General features: G+C 66.8%; 20 protein-coding genes and 3 pseudogenes. 20 read left to right on the top strand and 3 right to left on the bottom strand.

Features of this window, described 5'->3' with window-relative positions; all coding sequences use genetic code 11:
* The first annotated feature begins 8 nt into the window (after nucleotides 1–8).
* The 10 genes and pseudogenes from ABD086_RS03505 (at nucleotide 9) to ABD086_RS03460 (ending at nucleotide 9858) form a co-directional block, all read left to right on the top strand.
* Nucleotides 9–1220, top strand: coding sequence for a toll/interleukin-1 receptor domain-containing protein (locus ABD086_RS03505; RefSeq protein ID WP_343905691.1), 1212 nt, complete (start codon nucleotides 9–11; stop codon nucleotides 1218–1220).
* A complete protein-coding gene (locus tag ABD086_RS03500; RefSeq protein ID WP_343905689.1) occupies nucleotides 1210–2055 on the top strand; it encodes a hypothetical protein in 846 nt (281 codons plus the stop codon). Before ABD086_RS03505 ends, ABD086_RS03500 begins: the two co-directional genes overlap by 11 nt.
* A gap of 43 nt (nucleotides 2056–2098) precedes the next feature.
* Nucleotides 2099–3100, top strand: coding sequence for a nucleotide kinase domain-containing protein (locus ABD086_RS03495; RefSeq protein WP_343905688.1), 1002 nt, complete (start codon nucleotides 2099–2101; stop codon nucleotides 3098–3100).
* Nucleotides 3101–3152: 52 nt separating this feature from the next.
* Nucleotides 3153–4454 carry a hypothetical protein gene (locus tag ABD086_RS03490; RefSeq protein ID WP_343905687.1) on the top strand — a complete coding sequence of 434 codons (1302 nt, stop codon included), beginning with the start codon at nucleotides 3153–3155 and terminating at the stop codon, nucleotides 4452–4454.
* A 213-nt stretch (nucleotides 4455–4667) separates the two neighbouring features.
* A complete protein-coding gene (locus ABD086_RS03485; RefSeq protein WP_343905685.1) occupies nucleotides 4668–5243 on the top strand; it encodes a toll/interleukin-1 receptor domain-containing protein in 576 nt (191 codons plus the stop codon).
* Nucleotides 5244–5911: 668 nt separating this feature from the next.
* A pseudogene (locus ABD086_RS03480) lies at nucleotides 5912–6868 on the top strand (AAA family ATPase); the annotation flags it as partial.
* Nucleotides 6865–7314, top strand: a complete 450-nt coding sequence (gene trxA, locus ABD086_RS03475) for a thioredoxin (RefSeq protein WP_343905682.1) — start codon at nucleotides 6865–6867, stop codon at nucleotides 7312–7314. The pseudogene ABD086_RS03480 and the gene trxA (ABD086_RS03475), both read left to right, overlap by 4 nt.
* Nucleotides 7314–7592: a UBP-type zinc finger domain-containing protein gene (locus ABD086_RS03470; RefSeq protein ID WP_343905680.1), complete on the top strand. Its 279-nt coding sequence runs from the start codon at nucleotides 7314–7316 to the stop codon at nucleotides 7590–7592. The genes trxA (ABD086_RS03475) and ABD086_RS03470 overlap by 1 nt, the downstream gene beginning before the upstream one ends.
* The gene (locus ABD086_RS03465; protein ID WP_343905677.1) at nucleotides 7570–9243 is read left to right on the top strand and encodes an FAD-dependent oxidoreductase; all 1674 of its coding nucleotides are present in this window, start codon (nucleotides 7570–7572) and stop codon (nucleotides 9241–9243) included. Before ABD086_RS03470 ends, ABD086_RS03465 begins: the two co-directional genes overlap by 23 nt.
* Nucleotides 9244–9477: 234 nt before the next feature.
* Nucleotides 9478–9858 (top strand): NADPH-dependent FMN reductase, encoded by a 381-nt coding sequence (locus tag ABD086_RS03460; RefSeq protein ID WP_343906444.1) that lies wholly within the window; start codon nucleotides 9478–9480, stop codon nucleotides 9856–9858.
* A 25-nt stretch (nucleotides 9859–9883) separates the two neighbouring features.
* On the opposite strand, the gene ABD086_RS03455 is transcribed toward ABD086_RS03460, so the two are convergent.
* Nucleotides 9884–10651, bottom strand: a complete 768-nt coding sequence (locus ABD086_RS03455; RefSeq protein WP_343905675.1) for a hypothetical protein — start codon at nucleotides 10649–10651, stop codon at nucleotides 9884–9886.
* Between the two features lie 531 nt (nucleotides 10652–11182).
* Here ABD086_RS03455 and ABD086_RS03450 point away from each other — a divergent pair.
* From ABD086_RS03450 to ABD086_RS25285, 3 genes and pseudogenes are all read left to right on the top strand, one after another.
* A complete protein-coding gene (locus ABD086_RS03450) occupies nucleotides 11183–11458 on the top strand; it encodes a hypothetical protein (RefSeq protein WP_343905673.1) in 276 nt (91 codons plus the stop codon).
* 336 nt (nucleotides 11459–11794) lie between these two features.
* Nucleotides 11795–11956: a hypothetical protein gene (locus ABD086_RS03445; protein WP_343905671.1), complete on the top strand. Its 162-nt coding sequence runs from the start codon at nucleotides 11795–11797 to the stop codon at nucleotides 11954–11956.
* 101 nt (nucleotides 11957–12057) lie between these two features.
* Nucleotides 12058–12153 (top strand): annotated as a pseudogene (locus ABD086_RS25285) (hypothetical protein); the annotation flags it as partial.
* Nucleotides 12154–12242: 89 nt separating this feature from the next.
* On the opposite strand, the gene ABD086_RS03440 reads toward ABD086_RS25285, so the two are convergent.
* Nucleotides 12243–13127 (bottom strand): hypothetical protein, encoded by an 885-nt coding sequence (locus ABD086_RS03440; protein WP_343905669.1) that lies wholly within the window; start codon nucleotides 13125–13127, stop codon nucleotides 12243–12245.
* Between the two features lie 257 nt (nucleotides 13128–13384).
* On the opposite strand from ABD086_RS03440, the gene dnaK reads away from it, so the two are divergent.
* From dnaK to trxA (ABD086_RS03405), 7 genes are all read left to right on the top strand, one after another.
* Nucleotides 13385–15271, top strand: a complete 1887-nt coding sequence (gene dnaK, locus ABD086_RS03435) for a molecular chaperone DnaK (RefSeq protein WP_343905667.1) — start codon at nucleotides 13385–13387, stop codon at nucleotides 15269–15271.
* A gap of 5 nt (nucleotides 15272–15276) precedes the next feature.
* Nucleotides 15277–15903, top strand: coding sequence for a nucleotide exchange factor GrpE (locus ABD086_RS03430; RefSeq protein WP_343905665.1), 627 nt, complete (start codon nucleotides 15277–15279; stop codon nucleotides 15901–15903).
* The gene (locus ABD086_RS03425) at nucleotides 15890–16918 is read left to right on the top strand and encodes a DnaJ C-terminal domain-containing protein (RefSeq protein ID WP_343905663.1); all 1029 of its coding nucleotides are present in this window, start codon (nucleotides 15890–15892) and stop codon (nucleotides 16916–16918) included. Before ABD086_RS03430 ends, ABD086_RS03425 begins: the two co-directional genes overlap by 14 nt.
* Before the next feature lie 188 nt (nucleotides 16919–17106).
* On the top strand, nucleotides 17107–17406 hold the full coding sequence (locus tag ABD086_RS03420; RefSeq protein ID WP_343905661.1) for a chaperone modulator CbpM: 300 nt from the start codon (nucleotides 17107–17109) through the stop codon (nucleotides 17404–17406).
* A gap of 34 nt (nucleotides 17407–17440) precedes the next feature.
* On the top strand, nucleotides 17441–20089 hold the full coding sequence (clpB, locus tag ABD086_RS03415) for an ATP-dependent chaperone ClpB (RefSeq protein ID WP_343905659.1): 2649 nt from the start codon (nucleotides 17441–17443) through the stop codon (nucleotides 20087–20089).
* A gap of 109 nt (nucleotides 20090–20198) precedes the next feature.
* On the top strand, nucleotides 20199–21593 hold the full coding sequence (locus ABD086_RS03410) for a DEAD/DEAH box helicase (RefSeq protein ID WP_343905657.1): 1395 nt from the start codon (nucleotides 20199–20201) through the stop codon (nucleotides 21591–21593).
* Between the two features lie 286 nt (nucleotides 21594–21879).
* Nucleotides 21880–22215 carry a thioredoxin gene (gene trxA / locus ABD086_RS03405; RefSeq protein WP_343905655.1) on the top strand — a complete coding sequence of 112 codons (336 nt, stop codon included), beginning with the start codon at nucleotides 21880–21882 and terminating at the stop codon, nucleotides 22213–22215.
* A 762-nt stretch (nucleotides 22216–22977) separates the two neighbouring features.
* On the opposite strand, the pseudogene ABD086_RS03400 reads toward trxA (ABD086_RS03405), so the two are convergent.
* A pseudogene (locus ABD086_RS03400) lies at nucleotides 22978–24148 on the bottom strand (IS30 family transposase).
* Nucleotides 24149–24363 lie beyond the last annotated feature (215 nt).

The following is a 24363-nucleotide window of genomic DNA, read 5'->3' as shown; positions in this document are numbered from 1 at the left end:
TCAAGGTCGTGCCCGCCCCGCCCATTCTGGACGTCTACGTCGTCTGGCACCCGGACGACGAGGCCGGCGCGCGTGCGTTCGAGCGCATCCATACGCATTTCCACTCCGACGCCTACTCAGGCCTCGCCGGCGGCGCCGTCGAGGTCTACGCCCGGAGCCTCGGCTGGTCAGCCCCTGGAGCGCCACCGCGCCCGTTGTTGCTGCCCGGGTCTGGAGCGGGAACGCCGAGGCCCGCACACCTCAGCGCGATCGTGCCGGTACTCGGTGCCGGCCTAAGGGACGCGGCCCAGCACGATCCACCCTGGGCCGACTACCTGCGCGTGATCGCTGGCAGCGACAGCGACACGATCGTGGTGCTGCCGGTCGCGGTGCCAGGGGTCAACCTGACCGACTCGGTCCTCCAGTCGGTCGTTGGCGCCATCCAACGACTTCCGTCGGATGCGCTGGCCAACGTCGGGCTGCTCGAGCGGAGCGTCGCCCAGGCTGTCGCACAGAAGGCTGCCGGGTCGACTGCCCCGGTACGTGTGTTCATTAGCCATGCCAAGCACTTCTCGGGCAACGAGACCGACCTCCCGGGAGGTCCGTTGTACGAGCACGTGCGTTCTGTGATCGCGGGCACTCACCTTGCTGAGTTCTTCGACGCGCACGACCTGCTTCCCGGCACCGATTGGGCGGCTGAACTCGAGGCGAGCGCCGGCAACTCCGCGTTGCTGATGGTGCGGACCGACCGGTACGCATCGCGGGAATGGACCCAGCGCGAGGTGCTGGTGGCCAAGCAAAACGACGTACCGATCGTCGGCCTCATCGCCCTCACGGAGGGCGAGTCACGAGGGTCCTTCCTGATGGACCACGTCCCGACAGTGCCGCTGAGTCACGATGCCGTCACCGCGTCGGTTGCCGCGAGCCTGAATCGCCTCGTTGACGAGGTATTGAAACGGGCCCTGTGGGAGGCGCAGTCCATCTACATTCAAGAAGAAGGATTCGATTGGACGCCCGTGCATGCGCCGGAGCCAACCACTGCGGTCGACTGGCTCTCCAGGCACCAGTCAGACCATCCCGATGACGACCACCTGTGGATCATCCATCCCGACCCGCCGCTGGGCCCGGCCGAGCGAGCAGTGATCGACGACCTGTGCCAGTTGGCAGGATTCGACACGCGTGTCGACATCTTGACGCCGCGCACCTTCGCCGCTCGGGGAGGTGTGCTTGATGAACGGTGATCCACAACTGGTCCCGCGCGACGCTCTGTCCGGCCACCGGGTCGCCATCTCGGTCTCCGAGAGCGCTGACCTGCTACGTCTCGGTCTCAGCGACCTGCACCTCCAGTTGACCATCGCCGAACTCAGCCGAGCGATCGTGATTGCTGGCGGCGTCGTCGTCTACGGCGGCGCGATCCAGGAGGGCTTCACCAAGATCGTTCTCGAGGAAACTGAGAGATACGGCAACGCCACCGGGGCGTTCGAGCACATCGTGCCGTACACCGAGTACGCCACCCGCAGCCCCGAGGACCTACGCACGTATGCCGCTTCTCTCGGCGTGAAGTCAACGGTGCAGTTGCTGGACGCCGAGGGCGTCCCGAGATCCGTGCGCGAGGTCAGCGCGCGCGACGACTTTGACCCGGGCGATCTCGATCCGACGACCGCCTTGAGTGCGATGCGCACCCACACGACCGACATCGCATCGGCCCGCGTCGTCGTCGGCGGGAAGGTCTCTGGCTTCGCCGGCTCCATGCCCGGCGTCGCCGAAGAAGCAGCCGCCACGCTGCGAGCCGACAAACCCCTGTACGTCGCCGGCGGATTCGGCGGAGCAGCAACCCTCGTGGGCTCCATCGTGACTCCAGACCTGTACGAATGGCTCCCACCCGGCCTGCCCGAAGGCCTCGCACCGGAGGTTCGTCGGTTCGTTGAATCGGCCTTGGACCTCCCGTTGGGCGCAGATGGGCTCTCCGACGAAGACCGCGCCCTCCTGGCCGCCACGCACCGGCCATCCGACATCGCCACCCTGGTCGTGCTTGGCCTGTCCAGGCATCTAGGCGACCCGGAGGGGCAGGCATGAGCCAACCCCGTGGCCGCTGGACAATGGGACGGGACCCGAGGTCATGAACCAAGCATGGTCAGGGATCATCGGCGGCCGGAGGATCGTCGGTTCCGAGGTGCTCTCCAGCTACTGGAAACTCGCGGCCGAGCGGCAGCGGGTCTACCACGCACGCCTTGCTGGCGAGCCCGCACCGTGGACAGATGACGGAATCGTCTCCCAATATCGCTTCACGAACGCCTACCGAGCCGCCGATCGAGTATCCCAAGACCTGATCCGTGTCATCTACACGGGCTCCGAGGACCCAGACGATGTTCTTCTACGGATCTTGCTGTACCGCTTCTTCAATAAGCCCGAAACCTGGCAAATCATCGAGGGCACCCTGGGCGAGGTCACGGTCGCTACCTTTGACTCTGAAGCGTGCGGCGCGATTCTCGACAAGGCCCTCGCGCATGGGGACAGGATCTACTCCGCCGCATACATCGTCCCGCCGCCGCCCTTCGGTCACCAGCGCAAGCACCGCAATCATTTGGCGCTCATCGAGACCATGATCACCGGCGGCCTCGGTCAGTCGCTGCAGCAGGCGGCAAGTCTGCAGGATGTCTTCCGCCTGCTCCTCGCCTACCCCTCGCTCGGGCCGTTCCTTGCCTTCCAGCTGACCATCGACCTGAACTACTCCACGCTGATCGACTTCGATGAGGATGACTTCGTCGTGGCAGGCCCTGGTGCCCTCAGCGGACTAGCCAAGTGCTTCCCCGATGCGCGTGGAATCCCGGCTTCAGATCTCATTCGATGGATGGTCGACACTCAGGAGCAACAGCTGGCGCACTACGACATCGACTTCCAGGACCTCTTCGGCCGGCGCCTGAAGCTCATCGACTGCCAGAATCTCTTCTGCGAGACCGACAAGTATGCGCGTGTTGCTCACCCCGACGCCGCCGGTGTCGGCAACCGCAACAGGATCAAGCAACAGTTCACACCCAGGGGACCCCTGGAGCCGCCGCGCTTTCCCCCCAAGTGGGGCCTCGATCCGACGCCATTGCCGGTGGCCGTGAACGCAGATTGACCCATCGGGGTGGTGCACATGACACCACGCCGGCGCTCACCTAGGAGGAGTCGTGGACTTCGATCACTACCAGAGCGAGACGGTCCGGCTCGCCGACAGCAACGACACCGCCCACGAACTCGTTCCCATGCTCGGCCTCGGGGCGCACGTGGGTGAACTGCTACTGGCGCAGCAGCGCTACCTGAGCGAGTCACTAGTGGCCGAGACCAGCAGGGGCATGGTTGCTCGCGAGTTGGGCATGGTTCTGAGGTGGTCGGCGCTCCTCGCGCATGTCAACGGCCTCACGCTCAATACCATCGCCAACCGCAACCTGATCAAGGTTGATGAACGTGCGCGATCACTCGACTTTCCGGGCATCGCAGCCCTGCCGGGCCAGGACGCGATCCTCGGCCTGGCTGAGTACGCCGAGCTCGCCGCGGAGACGGACCAAGAGATCAGCGCAGGCGTCGATCCACTCAGCCTGAGCGTGCCCATGCTTGGACTCGCGGGCGAAGTCGGCACTCTCCTCGTCGAGGAAAAGAAGCGGTATCGCCGCGACAGCAAGATCGATGACTGGCCGAGCTTCATCGGCATCGAGCTGGGGGATCTGCTCTGGTACACAGCGACCGTCGCGCGTCACGCCGGACTGGGACTCGAGGAGGTAGCCGGACGCGACCTGGCACGAGCGGCCCGCTCTTCGTCGCTGAGTTCAGATGCCACGGAGCAGAAGTCCTCGTTCGACGAAGATTTTCCGGCAACCGAACGGGTGCCCCGCCAGCTTCACCTGCGGTTTCAAGAGCGGACGGTGAACGGGCAAGCGGTGGTGACGATGACGCTGCTCGCAGCGACACCCAATGCCTTTCCGGACGGCCCGATCTCGCGAGGATCAGGCAAGTTCCAAGGCTTCAAGGTCGGAGAAGCGCTCGGCGATGAAGTCACCGACAACTCTCGGCGGGTCGATGCCTATCGCTACCACGACGCGATCCACCTCGGCTTCCTTGCGGTTCTAGGGTGGTCGCCAAACCTGCGCGGTCTGCTTCAGGTGAAGCGGAAGAGCAACTCTGTCACCGACGAAACCGAGGACGGTGCTCGCGCGATCTTCGCCGAAGAAGGCATCGCCGCCATCCTGGCGAAACAAGCAACGCTCAGCCGGCAGTTCGAGGCGCCGAATCTCGTTCCCGAAGATCTTCTCGACCTCATCGCCCTCGTGGTTGAGGACCTCGAAGTGAGCAGCTTGCCCTATCGAATGTGGCGGGAGGCCATCAGCCAAGGATTCACTGTGATGCGGCAACTCAGTGAGGGCGGAGGTGGATACGTTCTCGCTGACCTCGATGCTCGCAGTCTCCAGTATTCGAAGTTTCCCTTCTTGACCTGAGTCGAGACTTTGACCGGACGCCGCGCTCGTGGATGTCGGTGGTGCCTGCTGTCATAGCGGGCACGACCAAGTAGGTCCCCGGCATGGCCACGACGTCTGTCAACACCGTCCCGGCCGTCGTTGCCGCGCCACTTAGCAGATCGAGGGCCGGCCAAGTCGTCGGTCCCCGTGTTCAAAGAGCCAAAGCCGGAATACATCTTCAAGGAACTTCACATGACCTACTACACCGCCTCCGACCTACGTCAGCGTGCTGGCGGCATCACTGCGTCGGCAGCACGTTCAGAGCTCTCCCACATGGCCAAGTCAGCCGCCGGCGCATACGACGTGTTCCTGAGCCATAGCGTCCGTGACGCCGTCTTGGTACTCGGACTCAAGAAGGAACTGGAGGCGGAGAAGTTGACGGTCTACGTGGACTGGCTGGAGGACCCGGACCTCGACCGCTCGAACGTCACGCCTCTCACCGCTCAAAGGCTGCGCGAGCGGATGAGGACATGCCGGACCCTGGTTTACGCGACGTCGAAGAGCGCCTCAGCTTCGAGATGGATGCCGTGGGAGCTCGGCTATTTCGACGGACATCACAGTCAGTCCCGGGTTGCGATCTGCCCGATCCAGGAGGGGACCGGTAGCTACGCCGGCGAGGAGTACTTGGGTGTCTACAAGCGGGTGGAGAAGATCCGCCACCTGGGATCGCTACGTCCGTTTGCCGTTAAGCCTTCACGCACGGAGGGCGAACTGATGGAGTCGTTTGTGCACGGCCGGGGGGTTTTTCACAAGATCACAAGAACCTGACCCCGCGATCGTTGCGTCAGTCCGCTGCGCGGTCGGGGATCGTCTGTCCCTGCTCGGCACAGGCCCGGATCAGGATTCCGGCTGTGTCCATCAACTGTCCAGATTGGGTCGGCCCGGCTCCGTACTAGACGGGTATCCTGAGACTGGAAGAGAGGGCGAATCCCTCACCACACCGAGCGAATCGGTAGCTTCCAGCCCGAAGCAGTAGTAGTCGCAGCGCCTCCGATGGCGCCCAGAGGTCGCAGGTTCAAATCCTGCCCCCGCTACTGCCCCCGCTACTGAAACTGGCCCGTGACCTGCGGAAACGCAGGTCACGGGCCACTGGTCATTTGAACCATTACGGCTTGTGTCGCGCTTTCGTGACCCAGAAACCCCGTTGGTCGCGAAGCGAGGCGCGGCCCGACGGGGCCCGAGTGACGACGCGGTCCATAGCCAGAGGGGTTGCGTCAGGGCGACAAGTGTCTGGTCCTGATCGACGACGTCGAGCCGGCGCTGGTCTGGGACCGGGCTGTCGGACAGCCGGGCCCGGACTACTCGCGCCGATCGGCGCTGCTCGACGTCGAGCGGACCTCGGACGCCTACCTCCGCACGGGTGAGTTCACCATCGAAGACATGACGTCGTTCCTCGCCGAGAGCGTGGACTCGGCGGTCGAGGACCAATTCGGCAGGAAGGGGAGCGCGACAAGCTGCTCCGCCTTGACGAGGTGCTCCACGAACGCGTCATCGGCCAGGACGAGGCGGTCCAGCTGGTGGACGACGCCGTCGTCCGCGCCCGCTCGGGCATCAAGAACCCCCAGCGGCCGATCGGGTCGTTCATCTTCCTGGGCCCTACTGGGGTTGGCAAGACGGAGCTGGCCAAGACGCTGGCCGTCGCCCTGTTCGACACCGCGGAGAACATGGTCCGGATCGACATGAGCGAGTACCAGGAGCGGCACGCCGTCAGCCGGCTGGTCGGAGCACCGCCCGGGTACGTCGGCTTCGAGGAGGGCGGTCAGCTCACCGAGGCCGTGCGTCGCAAGCCCTACTCGGTGGTCCTGCTCGACGAGATCGAGAAGGCCCACGTCGACGTCTTCAACACGCTGCTCCAGGTGCTCGACGACGGCCGCCTGACCGACTCCCACGGCCGGACCGTGGACTTCCGCAACACCGTGCTGATCATGACCTCCAACATCGGCTCGGAGTACCTGCTCGAGGGTGTCACCGCTGACGGCGAGGTCAAGGACGACGCGCGTTCGATGGTGATGCGCGCCTTGCAGGCTCACTTCCGCCCGGAGTTCCTCAACCGCGTCGACGAGATCGTGATGTTCAAGCCGGTCACGCTCGCCGAGATCGAGCGGATCGTCGACCTCCAGCTCGAGGAGCTGCGCGAGCGGCTGGCCGGCATGCGGATCACCCTCGAGGTCACGGCTGCGGCGCGTCGCTTCATCGCCGACCAGGGCTTCGACCCGGCGTACGGCGCCCTCCCGCTGCGACGGTTCATCTCCCGCGAGGTGGAGACAGAGGTCGGCCGCGCGCTGCTACGCGGCGACGCTGTCGACGGTGGCGCGATCTCGGTCGACGTCGCCGACGGCAAGATCACGGTGACTGCGGCCGGCAACCCGTCAGAAGGGCGGGCCGTAGCATGACCGCAACCACCCAGAAGTCGACGAAGGTCGAGTGCGGCAACTGCGGGGCCAAGAACCGGGTTCCGGCGGTTGCCGAGGGCACGCCACGCTGCGGGAAGTGCGGCACTCCGCTGCGCTGGGTTGTGGACGCCGACGACGACGAGTTCCACGCCGTCGCGGACGAGTCGAGCTTGCCCGTGCTGGTCGACGTATGGGCTCCATGGTGCGGCCCCTGCCGGATGGTGAGCCCGGCCCTGGAGAGGCTGGCCGGGGAGCTGGCCGGCAACCTCAAGCTGGTCAAGGTCAACGCCGACGACAACCCGGAGGTGAGCCGGAGGTTCGAGGTGCGGTCGATCCCGACCCTGGTCCTCCTCCACCACGGCGCGGTGGTCGACAAGCAGATCGGCGCCCTTCCGGCGCACCAACTGCGCTCGTGGCTCGAGTCCAAGCTCCCGACGGGGGCGTGATGACTGCCAACCCGACGCGCGTCGGCGCCGACCCGCGCCTGAAGATCATCCGGCCCGCGCCGCCACCCGCCCGGCGCGCGTGTGCGGAGTGCGTGCAGCTCGGCACACCATGGGTGCACCTGCGCCAGTGCCTGACCTGTGGCCTGGTCGGCTGCTGCGACTCGTCACCGCTGCGACACGCGCGCGCTCACGCCGCCACCACGGGACACGTCATCGCGCGGTCGATCGAGCCCGGGGAGAACTGGAGATGGTGCTATGTCGACGAACAGTTCGTCTGAGCTCGAGCTCGCGGACCTGCCCGAGACCCCCGACACCACCGGTGCCTACCCCCGGCTCAGCGACGAGCAGATCATGCTGCTCTCGCAGTACGGCGACCGGAAGACGCTGCCCCAGGGCACCACGCTGTTCTGCGCGGGGGACCGCGACTGCGGGCTGTTCGTCGTGCTGGACGGCAGGGTCCGGGTCGTCCAGGAGGAAGGCCCCGAGGAGGAGCGGGTGATCGCCGTCCACGGGCCAGGTCGCTTCGTGGGGGACCTCTCCATGCTGACCGGTCAGGCCGTCTACGTAACCGCCCTCGCCCAGACCGATGTGGACGTCCTCGAGGTGCCCTACGACCGGCTCAAGGCGGCGGTCACCCAGGACCAGGCGCTCGGAGACCTGATCCTGCGAGCCTTCATCATGCGGCGCACCATCCACGCCATCCTCGGCGCCGGGCTCCGGATCATCGGCTCCCGCTACTCGGCCGACACCCGCAGGTTGAGGGACTTCGCGAGCCGCAACCGCATCCCGTGCCGCTGGGATGACGTGGAGGAGGACCCCGATGCCGAGGCCACCCTGCGGGCCTTCGACATCCCTCCCGCCCAGACACCCGTCGTGATCTGGAAAGGGCAGACGGTTCTGCGGAACCCCAGCAACACGGAGCTGGCCGACCTCATCGGCCTGCGAGCAGCGCCGAAGCGGGCGGCGTACGACGTCGTCGTGGTGGGCGCCGGCCCGGGTGGCCTGGCCGCGGCGGTGTACGCCGCCTCCGAGGGGCTCTCGACGGTCGTCCTGGACGCGCTCGCCACCGGCGGGCAGGCGGCCACGTCGTCCCAGATCGAGAACTACCTGGGGTTCCCGGCCGGTATCACCGGGGCGGAGCTCGCCGACCGGGCCGTGGTGCAGGCCCGCAAGTTCGGCGCCGCCTTCAGCATCCCAGGCGAGGCGACCTCCCTCACCCAGGCCGACGGGTACCACGTGGTGGGGCTGGCCGACGGAGGCGACCTCGTCGCCCACGCCGTGCTCGTCGCCACGGGGGTGCGCTACCGACGTCTCGACGTCCCGGGGCTGGATCGTCTCGAGGGCAGCAGCGTCTACTACGCCGCCACGGAGTCCGAGGCCCGGTTGTGCCAGCAGGACCCCGTCACCGTCGTGGGAGGCGGCAACTCCGCGGGCCAGGCGGCCTGCTTTCTGGCTCGTCGGTCGCCGGTGGTCAACCTGGTCATCCGGCACGACGACTTGGGGAGGGACATGTCCCGCTACCTGGCCGACCGTGTCGAGCAGTCGCCGCGCATCAAGGTCTGGCGCCACACCGAGGTGAGCGAGCTCATCGGCGACGAGGCGCTCGACGAGGTGGTGCTGCATGACCTCCGCACCGATGCGAAGCATCGCGTCCCGACGACGGCTCTGTTCGTGCTGATCGGAGCGGCTCCCTACACGAGCTGGCTCCAGGGAGAGATCCCGCTGGACGCCAAGGGGTTCATCCTCACCGGGCCCGCGGCCGACGGCTCCGACGGCTCCGACGGCCTGTTCGAGACCCGCCGCCCAGGCGTGTTCGCCGTGGGCGACGTGCGCAGTGGTTCGGTCAAGCGCGTCGCCTCTGCCGTCGGCGAGGGCGCGGTCGTGATCCGCCAGGTCCACGAGTTCCTGGAAGCCGAGGGACGCCGCTGAGGATCCGCTCGCCAGGAAGCACGAACCCAGGAGGAACACATGACCATCTACAACGTCGGTTACTTCGTCGGAAGCCTTTCGTCGACGTCGATCAACCGCATCCTGTCCCGGTCCCCTCATCCGGGTGGCTCCGGACGACTTGGAGTTCAGCGAGATTCCCATCGGCAACCTGCCGCTGTACAGCCCGGACTTCGACAGCGACTACCCGCCTGATGCCCGGGTGCTCAAGCGTCGATCGCTGCCGTCGACGCGGTGCTCTTCGGCTCACCCGAGTACAACCGTTCCATCCCCGGCGCGTTTAAGAACGCGATCGACTGGGCGTCTCGACCATGGGGGCAGAACTCCTTCGACCACATCCCGGCCGCGGTGATCGGAGCCTCCATCGGCCAGATCGGCACCGCGATGGGTCAACAGAGCCTGCGCGGCGTGCTCAGCTTCTGCAACGCCCGCCAGATGACCTCACCCGAGGCCTACATCCAGTTCTCGCCCGCGGTCTTCCTGGACGACGGTGAGATCACCGACGACTCCACCAGGGAATTCCTCCGCGCCGTCATGACCGAGTTCCGTACCTACGTCGAGATGGTCCTGACCGTCCTGCCACGCCGACGGGAGTGAGGAACGGCGATCAGCGCCTGCCGGTTCACTCCTCCTGCGCGCCCGGCCGGGATTCCTGCCGGTAGGTGTAGGCGGCGGCCCGGACCGCCTCGTCGCTCTCCAGGCCGGCACCGAGGGCGCCACCCACGGTCGCCAGGGAGCTAGTGAGCCAGGCCAGCTTCAGGTAGTCGCCCACGTGCACGGCATGGCCGACGCCCTCCTCGAGCAGGTGGGTGGGCACCAGAACCGGTGAGGTCACGAGGGCGAGCAGGAGCAGCGCGGCGTAGAGGGAGAGCACACCCAGGACGACCGTTGCCGCGGTGGCCAGGTTGAAGAGGGTCACCTGCTTGCGGCCGCCCGGGTGTGACGTGTGCTCCCACAGGCCGGCGCCGGCGATGAGCGCGATCGTGATCCCCGCGACCGACCCCAGTGCGATCGCCGCGAGCCGGATCCAGTCGAGCGCGGCGCTCAGCTGCCAGATGTCGGGGGTGACGAGGGCGAACACCCCGGCTGCGAGTGCGGCGGTCAGCGCTCTCGAGAGCCCGATCGCCAGCCTCCACGGCTGGTTGGCCTGGATCATACCGAGCAGCAGTCGCAGGTTCCCGCTGAGGACTCTCGCGGTGAACACGACGCTGCCGTCGCCGTCTGGCCGCTGGTTCCTTCCGAGCTGGGTGGCGCGGCGCCCGAGACCGCCGCCACGGCCCGAGAGGGCGTCGTCCGCCGTGTCCCCGAGCAGGGTGCGGACGAGTCCGACGACCGTGTCGCGGGTGCGTCGGCGCAGTCGGACGGGGCCGAGCGCCGGGAGGCACACCACAGCGACGCCGTGCAGAGGGCTCGCATGAGCCACCACCGGCCGCCGGCGAACCTTCAGCGGCAGATCGGTGAGACAGACGACCAGGTCCCATCCTTCCCTCAAGAGCCGGTCCCTTGCCGCGGCGACGAGGGTCGCGTCGTCGGAAGGTGGAGACACGAGGGCGTCGACCACGGTGGACACTCGCCACTGAACGGTGGGCACGTGAGAACTCAGCTCAGCGTCTAGGTCGTCGGCGAGCATCGATGCAATCTCAGTCGCCGGCCCCGGAGCCGAGATGATTCCGATCGCCACCTCATTCGCGCTCATGGGGAAGCGGCCGGGCTGCGCCGATGGTTTCGACCTTCGCGCGTCATGGTGCCAGTGTCGGATCAACGCGCTGCGTGAAGCAAGCGACAGGTCCCGGGACTGGCGCAACTGCGCTGGTCGGTCCTGGGCCGACTGAGGTCATGCGAGCAGCCTCGTGCCTCTGTCCCGGCGTTCTCAGGCTGGCCCCCGGAGGATGTACACGAGGCCCGCGTAGTGTGCCGCCATATGAAGGAGCGAGAGCTCGAGGCCAAAGTCATGCGGTTCGTTCGCGAGATCGGCATCGCCCCCGCAGGCAAGGTGCGCACGGTGGCCTTTGACTTCATGAGAGGCGTGGTCGTCATCGGCACCGACGAGGCCACCTATGCAGCACCTGCCGCAGGCTTGTGGTCTGACTATGCGGACAACGTGGCGAGGATCAGGCCCCGGCATGCCCCGCTGACCGAGTACCCGGACGGGCGAACCGAGTCGGATGTCCACGCCTGCGTGCCTCCTCCTGACTAGTGCTTCCGGTGACGGTCGCAGGCACCGCTCTCGACATTCTCGAAGACCACCTGCCCGCTCGGAAGAGCCCGGGCGACCAGCTGGACTGCGTCGCGATCGCTACGCTCACCGACGTTCTGACAGACCCCGGTCCGAGGTTCGTTGCCGCGCGAGACGGTTGCGACGATCCTCCTCGCGCTTTGAGTACGCGGCCGCGCGGATCGCCTCGTCCGACTCCAGGCCGCTGCCCAGACCCCCGCCAACGGTCGCCGCCGACGCCACGAACCAGGCGAGCACGAAGAGGTCGCGCCTCTGCAGGGCTTGTCTCGCCGGTTCTGGTTCACCCACGTCACTGACGTGGACACCGAGATCAAGGCGGGTCCGAACCTCCATGTGGCCATCCTGAGAGCCATCCTCGGGCGCGACGCGGACGCCGCCGAGGCTGCCGCGTGGGATCTGAACGACTACCTGATCGACTTCTCCTACGCCACGCTCAGTCCCCGGGGCGGGCGCCGGTGAGCGGGTCCGCCGTACTCGGCTCAGGCCGGTCGGCTCGATAGGGGAGCCATGGCGCAAGTTCCTGCGGGGGCTCACACGTTGCGGCTCCTGACCTACTTGGCACAGCAGGCCACGCCGGTGGCGCTGCGTCCATGTCCCGCGACCTGGCGTTGCCTCGCTCGACCACCTATCACCTGCTCGACACCATGATCGATGCCGGTTATGTAACGCACTACCCCGACGTGCGCAGTGCCCGGTCTGGCCCGGTGGACAGCATCTTCTTGGGCATGGGCGCATCCTTCCTGACTCAGGATGGTGCTGCCACGATTTCGCGACTGCGCTGGCCGAATCCATGGTCGCTGCAGCAATCGAGGAACTCGCGGGCGGCGTCGAGCTGGTGCTTGCGTCTCAACCATCGGCCGCCGTTGGCGCTCAGCCAGGCGTTGCACGGCACTTCGCGTTCAAGTGCCGCGAACTTGTCTCGAAGGGCGGGGGCTCTCGGTGCGTCAGTGAGCAGATCTGCGGGCTCGGCGGCGACGAGTGCTGCGACCATGTCGTTCAGAGCCGCGAGCGCTTCGGGCCCGGACAAGGGAGCGGCGTCACCTGTGATGAGGACGGGGGTGGGTTGTTGGTTGAGCTCTGCCCAGGATTGGCGCCACTGCCGGCGAAGCTCCCAGGCCTGTGTGCTGAGGGGCTCGGCGTTGAACGCGGGCACCATTCCCCACTCGCTGACTGTGGCGCTCGGTGAGTTCGCGCCCATCATGACGACCGGCGTGAGGTGTCGCAGCGCGTCGATGTGGGTCAGGTCGGTGTCGTGAACCCATCGCGCGCAGTAGAGCAGGTGGCGCATGGCGGTACTTCGGTGGGCCACGGACGCTTCGGCGTAGGCAGAGACCGCTGCGGGGCTCGCGGTGGTAGCGAGGTTGGGGCGGGCGGGGAGAACTAGCGGCCGTCGGGCGTCGGGGATGCGCAGATCGACGGCAAGCCGATCGAGCTGGCGAGCATCGGCGCGGCTGCCGACTGCGGTGACCGCGCGCCAGTCGATGGTGACGCCGTGTGACTCCAACTCTCTTGCGAGTTGACTGGCAAGGTAGCTCAGCGGGCAGTCGAAGTCGCCAAAGATCATCGTCGAGAACGAGGGTGGCGTTGACGTGGTGGGTTCCGTGCGTGCGGGTAGTCGTGGCGTGGTCACGTGGTCGTCTCCTAAGGGTCCCCGGGTTGGTTCGGGCAGGGACTCGTCCAGCAGCCCGTGGTCCTGACGCCGAGGTGCCGTGGACGCATTCTCAGGGTGGGATGGACGGGGCTGTGAGGCAATCCCTGGGTTGACAGTGTTTGTCGGATTCGTGTGTAGCGCTCGCGGCGGGTTCAGTTCTAGGCTCGGCGATGTTGCTCCCCTCGAGACGACCAGGGCGGCGACTTGAAGCGGCATCGACGGGAGGGATTTGAACGATGGCGAAGGCAGTGGGAATTGACCTCGGCACCACCAACTCGGTGGTGGCTGCGATGGAGGGCGGGCAGCCGGTTGTCGTGCCCAACGCGGAAGGAGCGCGGACGACGCCGAGTGTCGTGGCCTTCACCGAGTCCGGCGAACGGCTGGTGGGCCAGCTGGCTCGTCGGCAGGCGGTGCTCAACCCCAAGGGGACGGTCGCGTCGGCCAAGCGGTTCATCGGTCGGCGGTATGACGAGGTCGAGTCAGAGAAATCCACAGTGGCCTATGACGTGGTGAATGGACCTGACGGTGCGGTCCGCTTCGATATCCGCGGCAAGAAGTATGCCCCGGAGGAGATTTCTGCTCAGGTCCTGCGCAAGCTGGTCGACGACGCTGCCAAGTTCTTGGGCGAGCGGGTCACCGAGGCGGTCATCACGGTCCCGGCGTACTTCAACGACGCGCAGCGGCAGGCGACCAAGGATGCCGGCAAGATCGCGGGGATCGAGGTGCTGCGCATCATCAACGAGCCCACGGCTGCCGCGTTGGCCTACGGAATGGACAAGCGCGAGAACGAGACCGTGCTGGTGTTCGACCTGGGCGGCGGTACCTTCGACGTGAGCATCTTGACCGTCGGCGATGGGGTGGTGGAGGTGCGCTCGACCGCGGGGGACACCCACCTCGGTGGCGATGACTTCGACCGCAAGGTCGTCGACTACATCGCCGAGCAGTTCCAGAGCGATCACGGGATCGACCTCCGCAAGGATGCCCAGGCGCTCCAACGCCTGTTCGAGGCCGCGGAGAAAGCCAAGGTGGAGCTGTCGACGGTGTCGCAGACAACGATCAGCCTCCCGTTCGTCACCGCCGACGCGTCAGGCCCGAAGCACCTCGAGATGACTTTGATGCGCTCGAAGTTCGACCAGCTCACCGCCGACCTGGTCGAGCGCTGTCTGGGACCGGTCGAGCGGGCCATTGCCGATGCCAAGCTGACCGCCAATGAGATCGACGAGGTGATCCTCGTGGGGGGCTCGACACGGATTCCGGCAGTCCAGCAGCTGGTGAAGAGGCTGACCAAGGGCAAAGAGCCGAACATGACGGTGAACCCCGATGAGGTGGTCGCCGTCGGCGCAGCCGTGCAGGCCGCCATCATCAAGGGTGAGGTCAAGGACGTCCTGCTGCTCGACGTCACTCCTTTGTCGTTGGGGCTGGAGACGTTGGGTGGGGTGATGACGACGGTGATCGAGCGGAACACCACGATCCCGGCGCGGCGCTCGGAGACCTTCTCCACCGCGGAGGACAACCAGACCGCGGTGGACATCGTGGTCCTCCAGGGCGAGCGTGAGAAGGCTGCCGACAACCGGGTCTTGGCAAGGTTCCGTCTGGAGAACATCCGGCCCGCACCTCGCGGAGTGCCGCAGGTCGAGGTCACCTTCGACATCGACGCCAACGGGATCTTGCATGTCAGCGCCCGCGACAAGGACACCGGTGCCGAGCAGGCCATCACGATCAGTGAGTCCTCGAACCTCGACCAGTCCGAGGTGGAACGAATGATCGCAGATGCGGAGGCCCACCGCGGCGAGGACGAGGCCCTCCGTACCCGTGTGGAGGCGCGAAACGAGCTAGATGCGGTTGCCTATGGTGTCCAGCGGCAACTGGGCGATCTGGGTGACCGTGTCGCCGAGCACGACCGCGCTCGGGCCGAACTCCTGGTCGCCCAGGCCCGGGAGCTCGTCGACGACCCGGACGCCTCTCCAAGCGCCATGCGTGAGCTCGCCAGCGAGCTGGCACAGGTCGCTGCCGGGCTCTCGGCCAGCGGGGCCGCCCAACCTGACGGCAGCAGCGACGGTGTTCCCGGCCGCGCCGCAGCTGAGGATGACGACGTCATCGACGCGGACTTCACCACCAGCTGACCACGATGGACACCAACCCCGCGTCCCGGGCCGGGCAGTACGGCCCTGGAGACCCCTCCACGCACTCGACGACACACTCACCGGGACGTCCGGCACCGAACGGCGAGGAAGCAACGCCTGAGCAGGCAGATGAGTCCGCTGCCACCGCCAGCACCACGCAACCGGACGCGGACGAGGTAGCGCGTCTGCGCCAGCAGGTCGCGGAGTTGGAGGACCGGTGGCGGCGGGCCGTGGCGGAGGCAGACAATGCACGCAAGCGGTATGCGCGCGATCTTGAGCGAGCTCTCGCCGAAGCGCGGGGTGAGGTTGCCCGGGCATGGTTACCGGTCCTAGACGGCCTCGACCTGGCCCTGCAGCACGCCGACGCCGACCGGGACAGCATTCTCGCGGGGGTACAACGTGTGAGATCGCAGGCCCACGAGGTGGTCGCGTCGATGGGTTACCCCCGCATGGAGGTCCAAGGAGCCGCCTTCGATCCATCGCAGCACGAGGCGGTCTCGACGTTGCCCGCTGCCGAGTACCCGGCCGGAGCCGTCGTCCACGAGGTGCGCGCGGGCTATGGCACTCCAGGCCAGGTGCTGCGGCCTGCAGCGGTCGTGGTAGCGACCGGGGACGTCGATGCCGGACGCTGAGGACTTCTACGCCGAGCTCGGCGTGCCACGATCTGCGTCGCAGGACGAGATCCAACGCGCTTACCGCAAGCTCGCACGCAAGTACCATCCCGACGTCAACAAGGATCCCGACGCCGAGGCGAGGTTCAAGCGCATCTCGCAGGCATACGACGTGCTCTCCGACCCCGACACCCGCGGCAAGTACGACCGTTACGGTCCGGACTTTCGTCGGGTCGTCGAGACGGGCGGCGCCGCAGGTGGCGCCCCGGGTAGCGGTGCTGGTGGGTGGCCTGGCGGCGGCAGGTCCGGTCCCGGGTGGGGGGGAGGTGCTGCCGGCGGAGATGCGGGGGGCTGGCAGGTCTACGGCGACGACCTCGGTGGCGTCGACATCGAGGACCTCTTCGGGGGGATGTTCTCCGGACGCCGCGGCGGCTTCGGGGGTCGGGTGCCGGGCGCGGATCAGGAGGTGGAGATCACCGTCAGTGTCGAGGACGCCTACCACGGCACCAAACGGCAGCTGCAGCTGAGTTCTGCGGAGGGGGTCAAGACGATCGATGTCACGGTGCCCGCGGGTGTCACCGACGGTCAGCGGATCAGGTTGGGTGGCCAGGGCGGCGCCGGCAGCGGCGGGGCGCCCGCGGGCGACCTGTACCTCGTGGTTAGGTTGGCCCCCCACCATCGGTACCGTGTGTCGGGTCGGGATCTGACCGTTGACCTCCCTCTGACGCCGCCCGAGGCGGCGCTGGGCGCCGAGGTCGAGGTGCTCACCCCAGGCGGGGCCGTCACGGTCAAGGTGCCACATGGCACCTCGAGCGGCGGGAAGCTCCGGCTCAAGGGTAGAGGGCTGCCCGGTCGCGGCAAGAACCCAGCCGGTGACCTCTTCGCCCAAGCCAGCATCAAGGTGCCACGGCACCTGTCCGACGAAGAGCGTGACCTGTATGAGCGCCTGAACCAGATCTCGACTTTCGACCCTCGCGGGGATCGGCCCGCGCGCGCATCAGGCTCGCGTTCCTCGACGCGCAAGGAGCGGTCATGAGCACTCAGCCGTCACCAGGGGCTGCCCTTCGGGCGCAAGCGCCGCACCAGGCGAGTAGCCGTGCGCGTAGGCACCCGGCCGTGGCAGGCCGATCCGGCGACACCTGGACAGGATCGCGTGATGGGCACGAGTGAGTGATGGGCAGGAGTGAGTGATGGGCAGGAGTGAGTGATGGGCAGGAGTGAGTGATGGGCTACCAGCTGGTGCCGGTCCCACGGCTGAGCCTGGACGCGTTCGCCGCCATGACCGGGCTCCACCCCGAGTTGGTGCGCCGTCTGATCGTGTTGGGGATAGTCGAACCGACCCGCGATGCCAACGGCCAATGGTGTTTTGACCGATCGCAGGTCCGGGCGGTCGCACGCATGCAACGACTGCGCTCGTCGTTCGCGCTCAACTACTCCGCGCTGGGTCTGGTGATGGACCTGCTGGACCGAATCGATGCGCTGGAATCCGAGCGTCGGACCGAGCGCACCTCGCAACCGTCCTGACCCCGAACACATGCCTGAGTGAGGAGACACCATCATGGACATGAACCGCTTGACTCAGAAGTCGCAAGAGGCCCTCCACGATGCACAGACCAAGGCGCTGCGCTACTCGCACACCGAGGTCGACGGGGAGCATCTGCTCCTGGCGCTTCTCGATCAGCCCGAGGGTCTGGTGCCGCGGCTCGTGGAGCGAGCGGGAGGCAACCTCGAAGCGCTGCGGCGCGACCTGGAAGCCGAGCTCGAACGCCGCCCACGCGTCACCGGCCCCGGGAGCATGCCAGGTCAGATCCATGTCACGCAGCGACTGTCGACGCTGCTGGAACGCGCCGACGCGCAGGCTCGCGCGCTCAAGGACGAGTACGTCTCGGTCGAGCACCTCATGATGGCGCTCATCGAGGAGGGCTCCAGTTCGGGTGCAGGGCGGGTGCTGAACCGGCACCACGTGAACGCGGATGGCTTCCTGGCTGCGTTGAGCGAGGTCCGTGGCAACCAGCGGGTGACCTCGGCCATGCCCGAGGTGGCGTACGAGGCACTGGAGAAGTACGGCCGCGATCTGGTAGCCGAGGCCGCCACCGGCAAGTTGGACCCGGTGATCGGGCGGGACACCGAGATTCGTCGTGTCGTGCAGATCCTCTCACGCAAGACGAAGAACAACCCGGTGCTGATCGGGGAACCCGGGGTCGGCAAGACCGCGATTGTCGAAGGCTTGGCGCAGCGCATCACCAACGGGGACGTCCCGGAGGGGTTGCGGGACAAGATCGTCTTCGCGTTGGACATGGGGTCACTGATCGCAGGCGCGAAGTACCGCGGGGAGTTCGAGGAGCGGCTCAAGGCAGTGTTGAACGAGGTCAAGGCAGCCGAGGGGCAGATCTTGTTGTTCGTCGACGAGATGCACACCATCGTCGGCGCAGGTGCATCCGAGGGCGCCATGGATGCAGGCAACATGCTCAAGCCCATGCTTGCACGCGGTGAGCTGCACATGATCGGCGCGACGACCCTCGATGAGTATCGGCAGCACATCGAGAAGGACGCTGCCCTCGAACGCCGCTTCCAGCCGGTGCTGGTCGACGAACCAGACGTCGAGGACGCCTTGTCGATCCTGCGGGGCATTCGGGAGCGGCTGGAGGTCTTCCACGGAGTGAAGATCCAAGACACGGCGCTGGTGGCCGCAGTGACCTTGAGCCATCGCTACATCTCAGATCGTTTCTTGCCCGATAAGGCGATCGACCTGGTCGACGAGGCCTGCGCGATGCTGCGCACCGAGATCGACTCGCTCCCTGCCGAGCTTGACGAGCTGACCCGTCGAGTTACGCGCCTGGAGATCGAGGAGGCAGCGCTGTCCCACGAGGAGGACCCGGCAAGCCAGGCCCGGCTGGAGGACCTGCGCAAGGAGCTGGCTGACGTACGTGCCGAGGCCGACGCGATGCGCGCTCAGTGGGAGGCCGAGCGACAGGCACTTCGCAAAGCGCAGGCTCTGCGCGCCGAGATCGAGCACGTGAAGGTCGCAGCAGAGCAGGCAGAGCGCGAGTACGACCTCAACGGAGCAGCCGAGCTGCGACATGGCCGCCTCCCCGAACTCCAGGAGCGCCTGGCGGCCGCCGAGGAGCAGCTCGCCGTCAAGCAGCGTGACCGTCGGCTTCTGCGTGAAGTCGTCACCGAGGACGAGATCGCCGCAATCGTGTCGCGGTGGACCGGAATCCCGGTTCACCGACTGCAGGAGGGGGAGCGAGACAAGCTGCTTCGCCTCGACGAGGTGTTGCACGAGCGTGTGGTGGGCCAAGACGAGGCGGTCCAGGTCGTCGCGGACGCCATCATCCGGGCGCGGTCGGGGATCAAGGACCCCCGCCGACCGATCGGATCGTTTATGTTCCTCGGCCCCACGGGCGTCGGCAAGACCGAGCTGGCCAAGGCGCTGGCCGCCTCCTTGTTCGACACGGACGAGAACATCGTGCGCGTCGACATGAGCGAGTACCAGGAGCGGCACACGGTCTCGCGGTTGGTCGGCGCACCCCCGGGCTACGTCGGATACGACGAGGGTGGTCAGCTGACAGAAGCCGTGCGACGCAAGCCGTACTCGGTCGTGCTGTTCGACGAGGTCGAGAAGGCACACCCTGACGTGTTCAACATCTTGTTGCAGGTCCTCGACGACGGGCGCCTCACGGACAGCCAGGGCCGAACCGTGGACTTCCGCAACACGGTGCTCATCATGACGTCGAACATCGGCTCGCCCTATCTGCTCGATGGCGTGACCAGCGACGGAGAGATCAGCGACGCCGCGCGAGACAGCGTGATGGCCGAATTGCGGGGCCACTTCCGTCCAGAGTTCTTGAACCGGATCGACGAGATCGTGTTGTTCAAGCCATTGGCAATGAGCGAGATCGAACGCATTGCCGACCTGATGCTCGACGAACTCCGTAATCGGCTCACCGATCGTCGGATCAGCCTCGAAGTGACCGAGAAGGCACTCGCCTACATCGCCGAGCAAGGCTTCGACCCCGTCTACGGTGCGCGACCGCTGAGGCGCTTCATCGCGCGGGAGGTCGAGACGCGCATCGGCCGACAGCTGCTGGCACAGGCCATCCCCGACGGCGCCACCTTACTGGTCGACGTCGAGGCCGGGCAGATCCTGGTCCAGCACCAGCCAGCAGACGATGCGGAGTCCTCGACGCCCAGCCCAAGATCATGAGATCCGCCTCGGCAAAGACCCGGGCATGCGAACACCTCGCATTCGGTGCCCTGCTCTCCGGGGGCACCCACTCAGACGGGCCTACCGGCCGGCCCGGCGGGCGACTCACGTGCGCAAGCTGACCTCTCCGCCTCTCAGCGCCGAGCAGCACGGGGTAGTCGGCGACCCGACGCCGGGCGTAGTTGGCCTGCACGGGCCAGCTGGCTCGGGCAAGACAGCGGTCGCGATCCGCCGGGCCGCAGAACTTGCCCGCGTCCGGCTGCGCGAGCGGGAGGAAGCCTCCTCGTCCGAGCCTGTGCGTGTCACGCTACTGGTCTACGACACTCCACTCGTCGGCTACGTGGGTGACGTCGTCGCTCACCACCTCCCACGACATCCGTTACTGAGGGTCAGGGTCGAGACCCCGCAGACCTTCAACCGCAGCGTCGCCAAGTACCACGGTCTCACCTGGCCGAAGAATGCACGGGAAAAGCGGATCTGGGAGCTCGGCGAGGGCCTAGGACTCAGCCATGGTCGGTTGCGCTACGAGGTCGATCAGGTACTGGGGACCTACCACCCTGATCGGCTTAACGAATACATCACCGGCCACCCGACGGCCCCAGCATTCAACGCACACGAGGAGCTGACCCCCGAGCTGCGCCGAGCGGTCGTCGACCGTGTGGTCGTGCCCTTGCACCAGTTCAAGGCCGAGCACGGTCTAGTAGATGACCACGACCTGGCCGCCATGGCCGCGGCGGCCCCTAGCTCGACTGAGACCCAGAGCGACATCCTCGTCGTGGACGATGCGCAGCACGCCTCAGCGACCCAGGTCCGGGCCATCGCCAGGCACACAGCACCGGAGCATGCGTCGACATTCGTGTTCGACGACCTGTCGGGTGTGCCTTCACGCGCCACGGCGCTTGTCGAGCACACCCACCACCTCAGCCGTGGCTGGCGCTGCCCCGGATCGGTGGTCGCGCTCGCCACAGGCATCCTCGGGTCACGACCACAAGACGGCATCGCACTCCACAAGCACGCGGCCGCTGAGGCCCCCCGCGGGACACGACCCACCCTGTGGGGCGATCCCCGTCGCCTGATCGACCACCTGGTGCGCCAGCTGGAGGACCTCGACCCGGTCGAGCAAAGCGCCCTCGTAGTTTCGTTCGGCGGACCGGAACACCTGAGCCAGCTGCGACTCACCTTGGAGGCCGCCGGCATCGATTTCGCCGAGCTCGACGAGGCTCGCCCATGGCCCGCGGACGAGCCGGGGGTCGCGATCGCGGAACCTCACGCAGTTACGGGTCTCGAGTTCGACCACGTCGCAGTACTTGACATCAACGCCGAGCAAGCGGCCGCGTCCGAGACTGCTCGGCACGGTGTCCCGCTGGAGGTTCTGCGCCGTGCGCTCGCAACGACGGTCCTGCGCGCCCGCAAGAGCGTCACGCTCGGGTACGACGCGAGGAAGCCGCCGGGCCTGGCTCGTTGCATCGAACCAGCGACCGTAGTCGACGTCCCGTACCGATAACACCCCAACCGCGACAAGCCCGATCGTTGCTTCGGTCGTGCTCGACCAGCTCTCTGATCGTGCTCATCCAGGAGGACTCACCAGGACCTAGACTCGGAAGAGAGCATCCAGCCGGCCGCCGAGCTCGACCAGGGCTCAAGGGTCCCCGAAGGCGAGGAAGGCAGACCACATGTCAACAGCAGTGACTTCGGTGGTTCCGTGCCCGGCATGCGGCACGAAGAACCGGGTACCCGCAGCCGGCAGCGGACGGCCGTCGTGCGGGAAGTGTCATGAGCCTCTGCCCTGGATGGTGGATGCCAGCGACGCCACCTTCGACTCTGTCATCCGCGACGCGGCTCTACCCGTTCTGGTGGACCTGTGGGCGCCCTGGTGCGGCCCCTGCCGGCAGATCAGCCCAGCGCTGGAGAAGATCGCTACCCAGATGGCCGGCTCGCTCAAGCTGGTCAAGGTCAACGTCGACCACAACCCCGCGACAGCGTCGCGTTACGACGCCCGGGCGATCCCCACTCTCGTGATCCTGCGGCGGGGCGAGGTCCTCGCTCGACGCGCCGGCGCCGCACCCGCTCACGACCTCCGACGATGGATCGAACGAACGCTCGAGGGTGGAGCCGCGGCTGGATGACCCCTTGCCGGACGGTCACAGCCGGACGGTCACAAGACCTCGGTCCGGAAGCTAGGCCTTGCTCGGGGTCGAAGAAGTGATCGCGATCTTGCGCGGCTGGGATGCTGGCGAGATCGGGATCGATAGGCGAGCACCCCGTCTGTCCGTGGCCATGAAAAAGTCCCCGCTGGTGGCCAGGTAGCGGTCCCCGCTGGTGGCCATGGGTTGTCCCCGGTGGTGGCCGTGTAGAAGTCCCCGCTCCTCGTTCTTCGCGTGTCGTGACAGCTCGTGAGGGCCCTGCGTGGCGACGGTGACGATGCCTAGTCAGCCGTCGTCACCACGCAGGGTCTTCATTGAAGAACGAGAGAGAACGGATGGACATCACGGGGACGAACACGGGCAGGAGGCCCGGTCGATCGTGCACGTCGCCGCGACGGCCACGGGCCGTCGGCCTCTGCGCCCTGGGAGTCTCGGCTCTCCCCTCGCCCGCTGAGGGTGCTGGGGTGACGCTTTCGCTGGGCGGCTCATTCTGGCCTGGTCGCCCGTGGCGCGCACGTGGGCGATCCGGGGGACTCGTCGCTTGAGCACTGACGCTGGATGCGGGCCTTCTCTACCTCGTGTGGGGGCTGGCTTGAACCGTGGGTGAGGAGCTCGCGCCTTTGGGCGTTGCGAAACATCTGCTCGACCTTGGGCAGCTGGTTGCCCAGCATCGTGGCGATGGATAGACGCGGGTGTCGGCAACGCTCGAAAATGAGGCCGATCCGACGCCTTGGTTCCCAGCGGTCATTGCAACGTCTGGATGGACGCGGAGGTTAGCAGTGCGTTGAACAACTCGGTTGGCGTGCGGTCGCCGAGCGTGAGTCGCGGACGGCCGTTGAGCTCGCTCTCGACCCGCGCGAGGTCGCGCGGAGCATGGACCGAAAGGTCTGTCGACTTGGGGAAGTACTGGCGCAGCAGTCCGTTGGCGTTCTCGTTCGAGCCCCGCTGCCACGGACTGGCGGCATCACAGAAGTAGACCTTCGTGCCGATCGCCGCTGTGATCTCAAGGTGTCGGGCCATCTCGGTGCCCCTGGTCCCACGTCAGGCTCTGGCGCAGTCCCACCGGTAGTTCCTCCAGCGTCGTCACCAAGCCGGTTCGCAGCGTTGCGGAGTCCTGGGCGGGCAGATGCACCAGCTTGACGTAGCGGGTCTGGCGCTCGATCAAGGTCGCGATGGCCGAGCGGTGGTGCGGACCCACGATGAGATCTCCTTCCCAGTGCCCGGCCGCCGACCTGTCGGAAGGTTCGAAGCCGCGGTCGTGGATAGAGAGCATCGGCTGAGCGAACCGCCGGCCGGCGCGAACGATGCGCGTGTGTCCGCGCCGATGGTCGCGAGCAGTTCGTAGCGGCGACACCTCGTCCGGGGCCTTCGCTCGTCGCAGGAGCCCTGTCTGGTGGCGGTACAGCGCCTGGTAGATGCTCTCGGTCGCCAGCCACATGCTCGGCTCCTGGGGAAACTCACGGCGCAGCGCTCGGCTGATCTGCTGAGGACTCCACCGCACCTTGAGCTTGGCGACGACGAACTCGAAGAGAATCGTGTTCTCCATGATCTTCATCGGCCGCTCCCGGCGTCGTCGGACCGCGGCCTCGCTGTGGGCGTGGAAGGGGCGGTACTGCCCGGAGGTGTGCAGGTTGCGTCGCAGCTCGCGGCTGATCGTCGATGCTGCCCGTCCGAGCTCTCGTCCGATCGCGGTCGGCCCGAGCCCGCGGCTGGCCAGGTCGGCGATCTTGACCCGCTCGTCCTCGGACAGGAAACGGGGCGAGATCTGACGGACGGCGAGCGGATCCAGAGGTGGCACAACGATCACCGTGCCATCCGGACGACGCACCCGCGCGCCGTTCTTCCACCGCTGTCCGGCGGAGCGTGAGACACCCACCTCCACACACGCCGCCCGCAGCGACCAGCCCTGCGCCATCAACTCGACGAACCTGCGCCGAGCCTCCGACTTCGGCCGCCTACCCGGCCCCTTCCGAACACGACGCGTTGACAACAAGGCCTCCTAGGAATGGCACTCGTTGCGATGGTCGCTGGAAACCACCGCCGTCGCTATGGCCTCGTTTTCAAGCGTCGTCGACAGCGGGTAGTGAGCCTGGCTCTCCGAACCCACTTGCGATTCGAGTCATGCCGCGC

This window comes from Nocardioides aquiterrae, from assembly GCF_039526625.1.
In the GTDB taxonomy this organism is placed as follows: Bacteria; Actinomycetota; Actinomycetes; order Propionibacteriales; family Nocardioidaceae; genus Nocardioides; species Nocardioides aquiterrae.
This window is presented reverse-complemented; position numbering and strand designations above follow the sequence as displayed.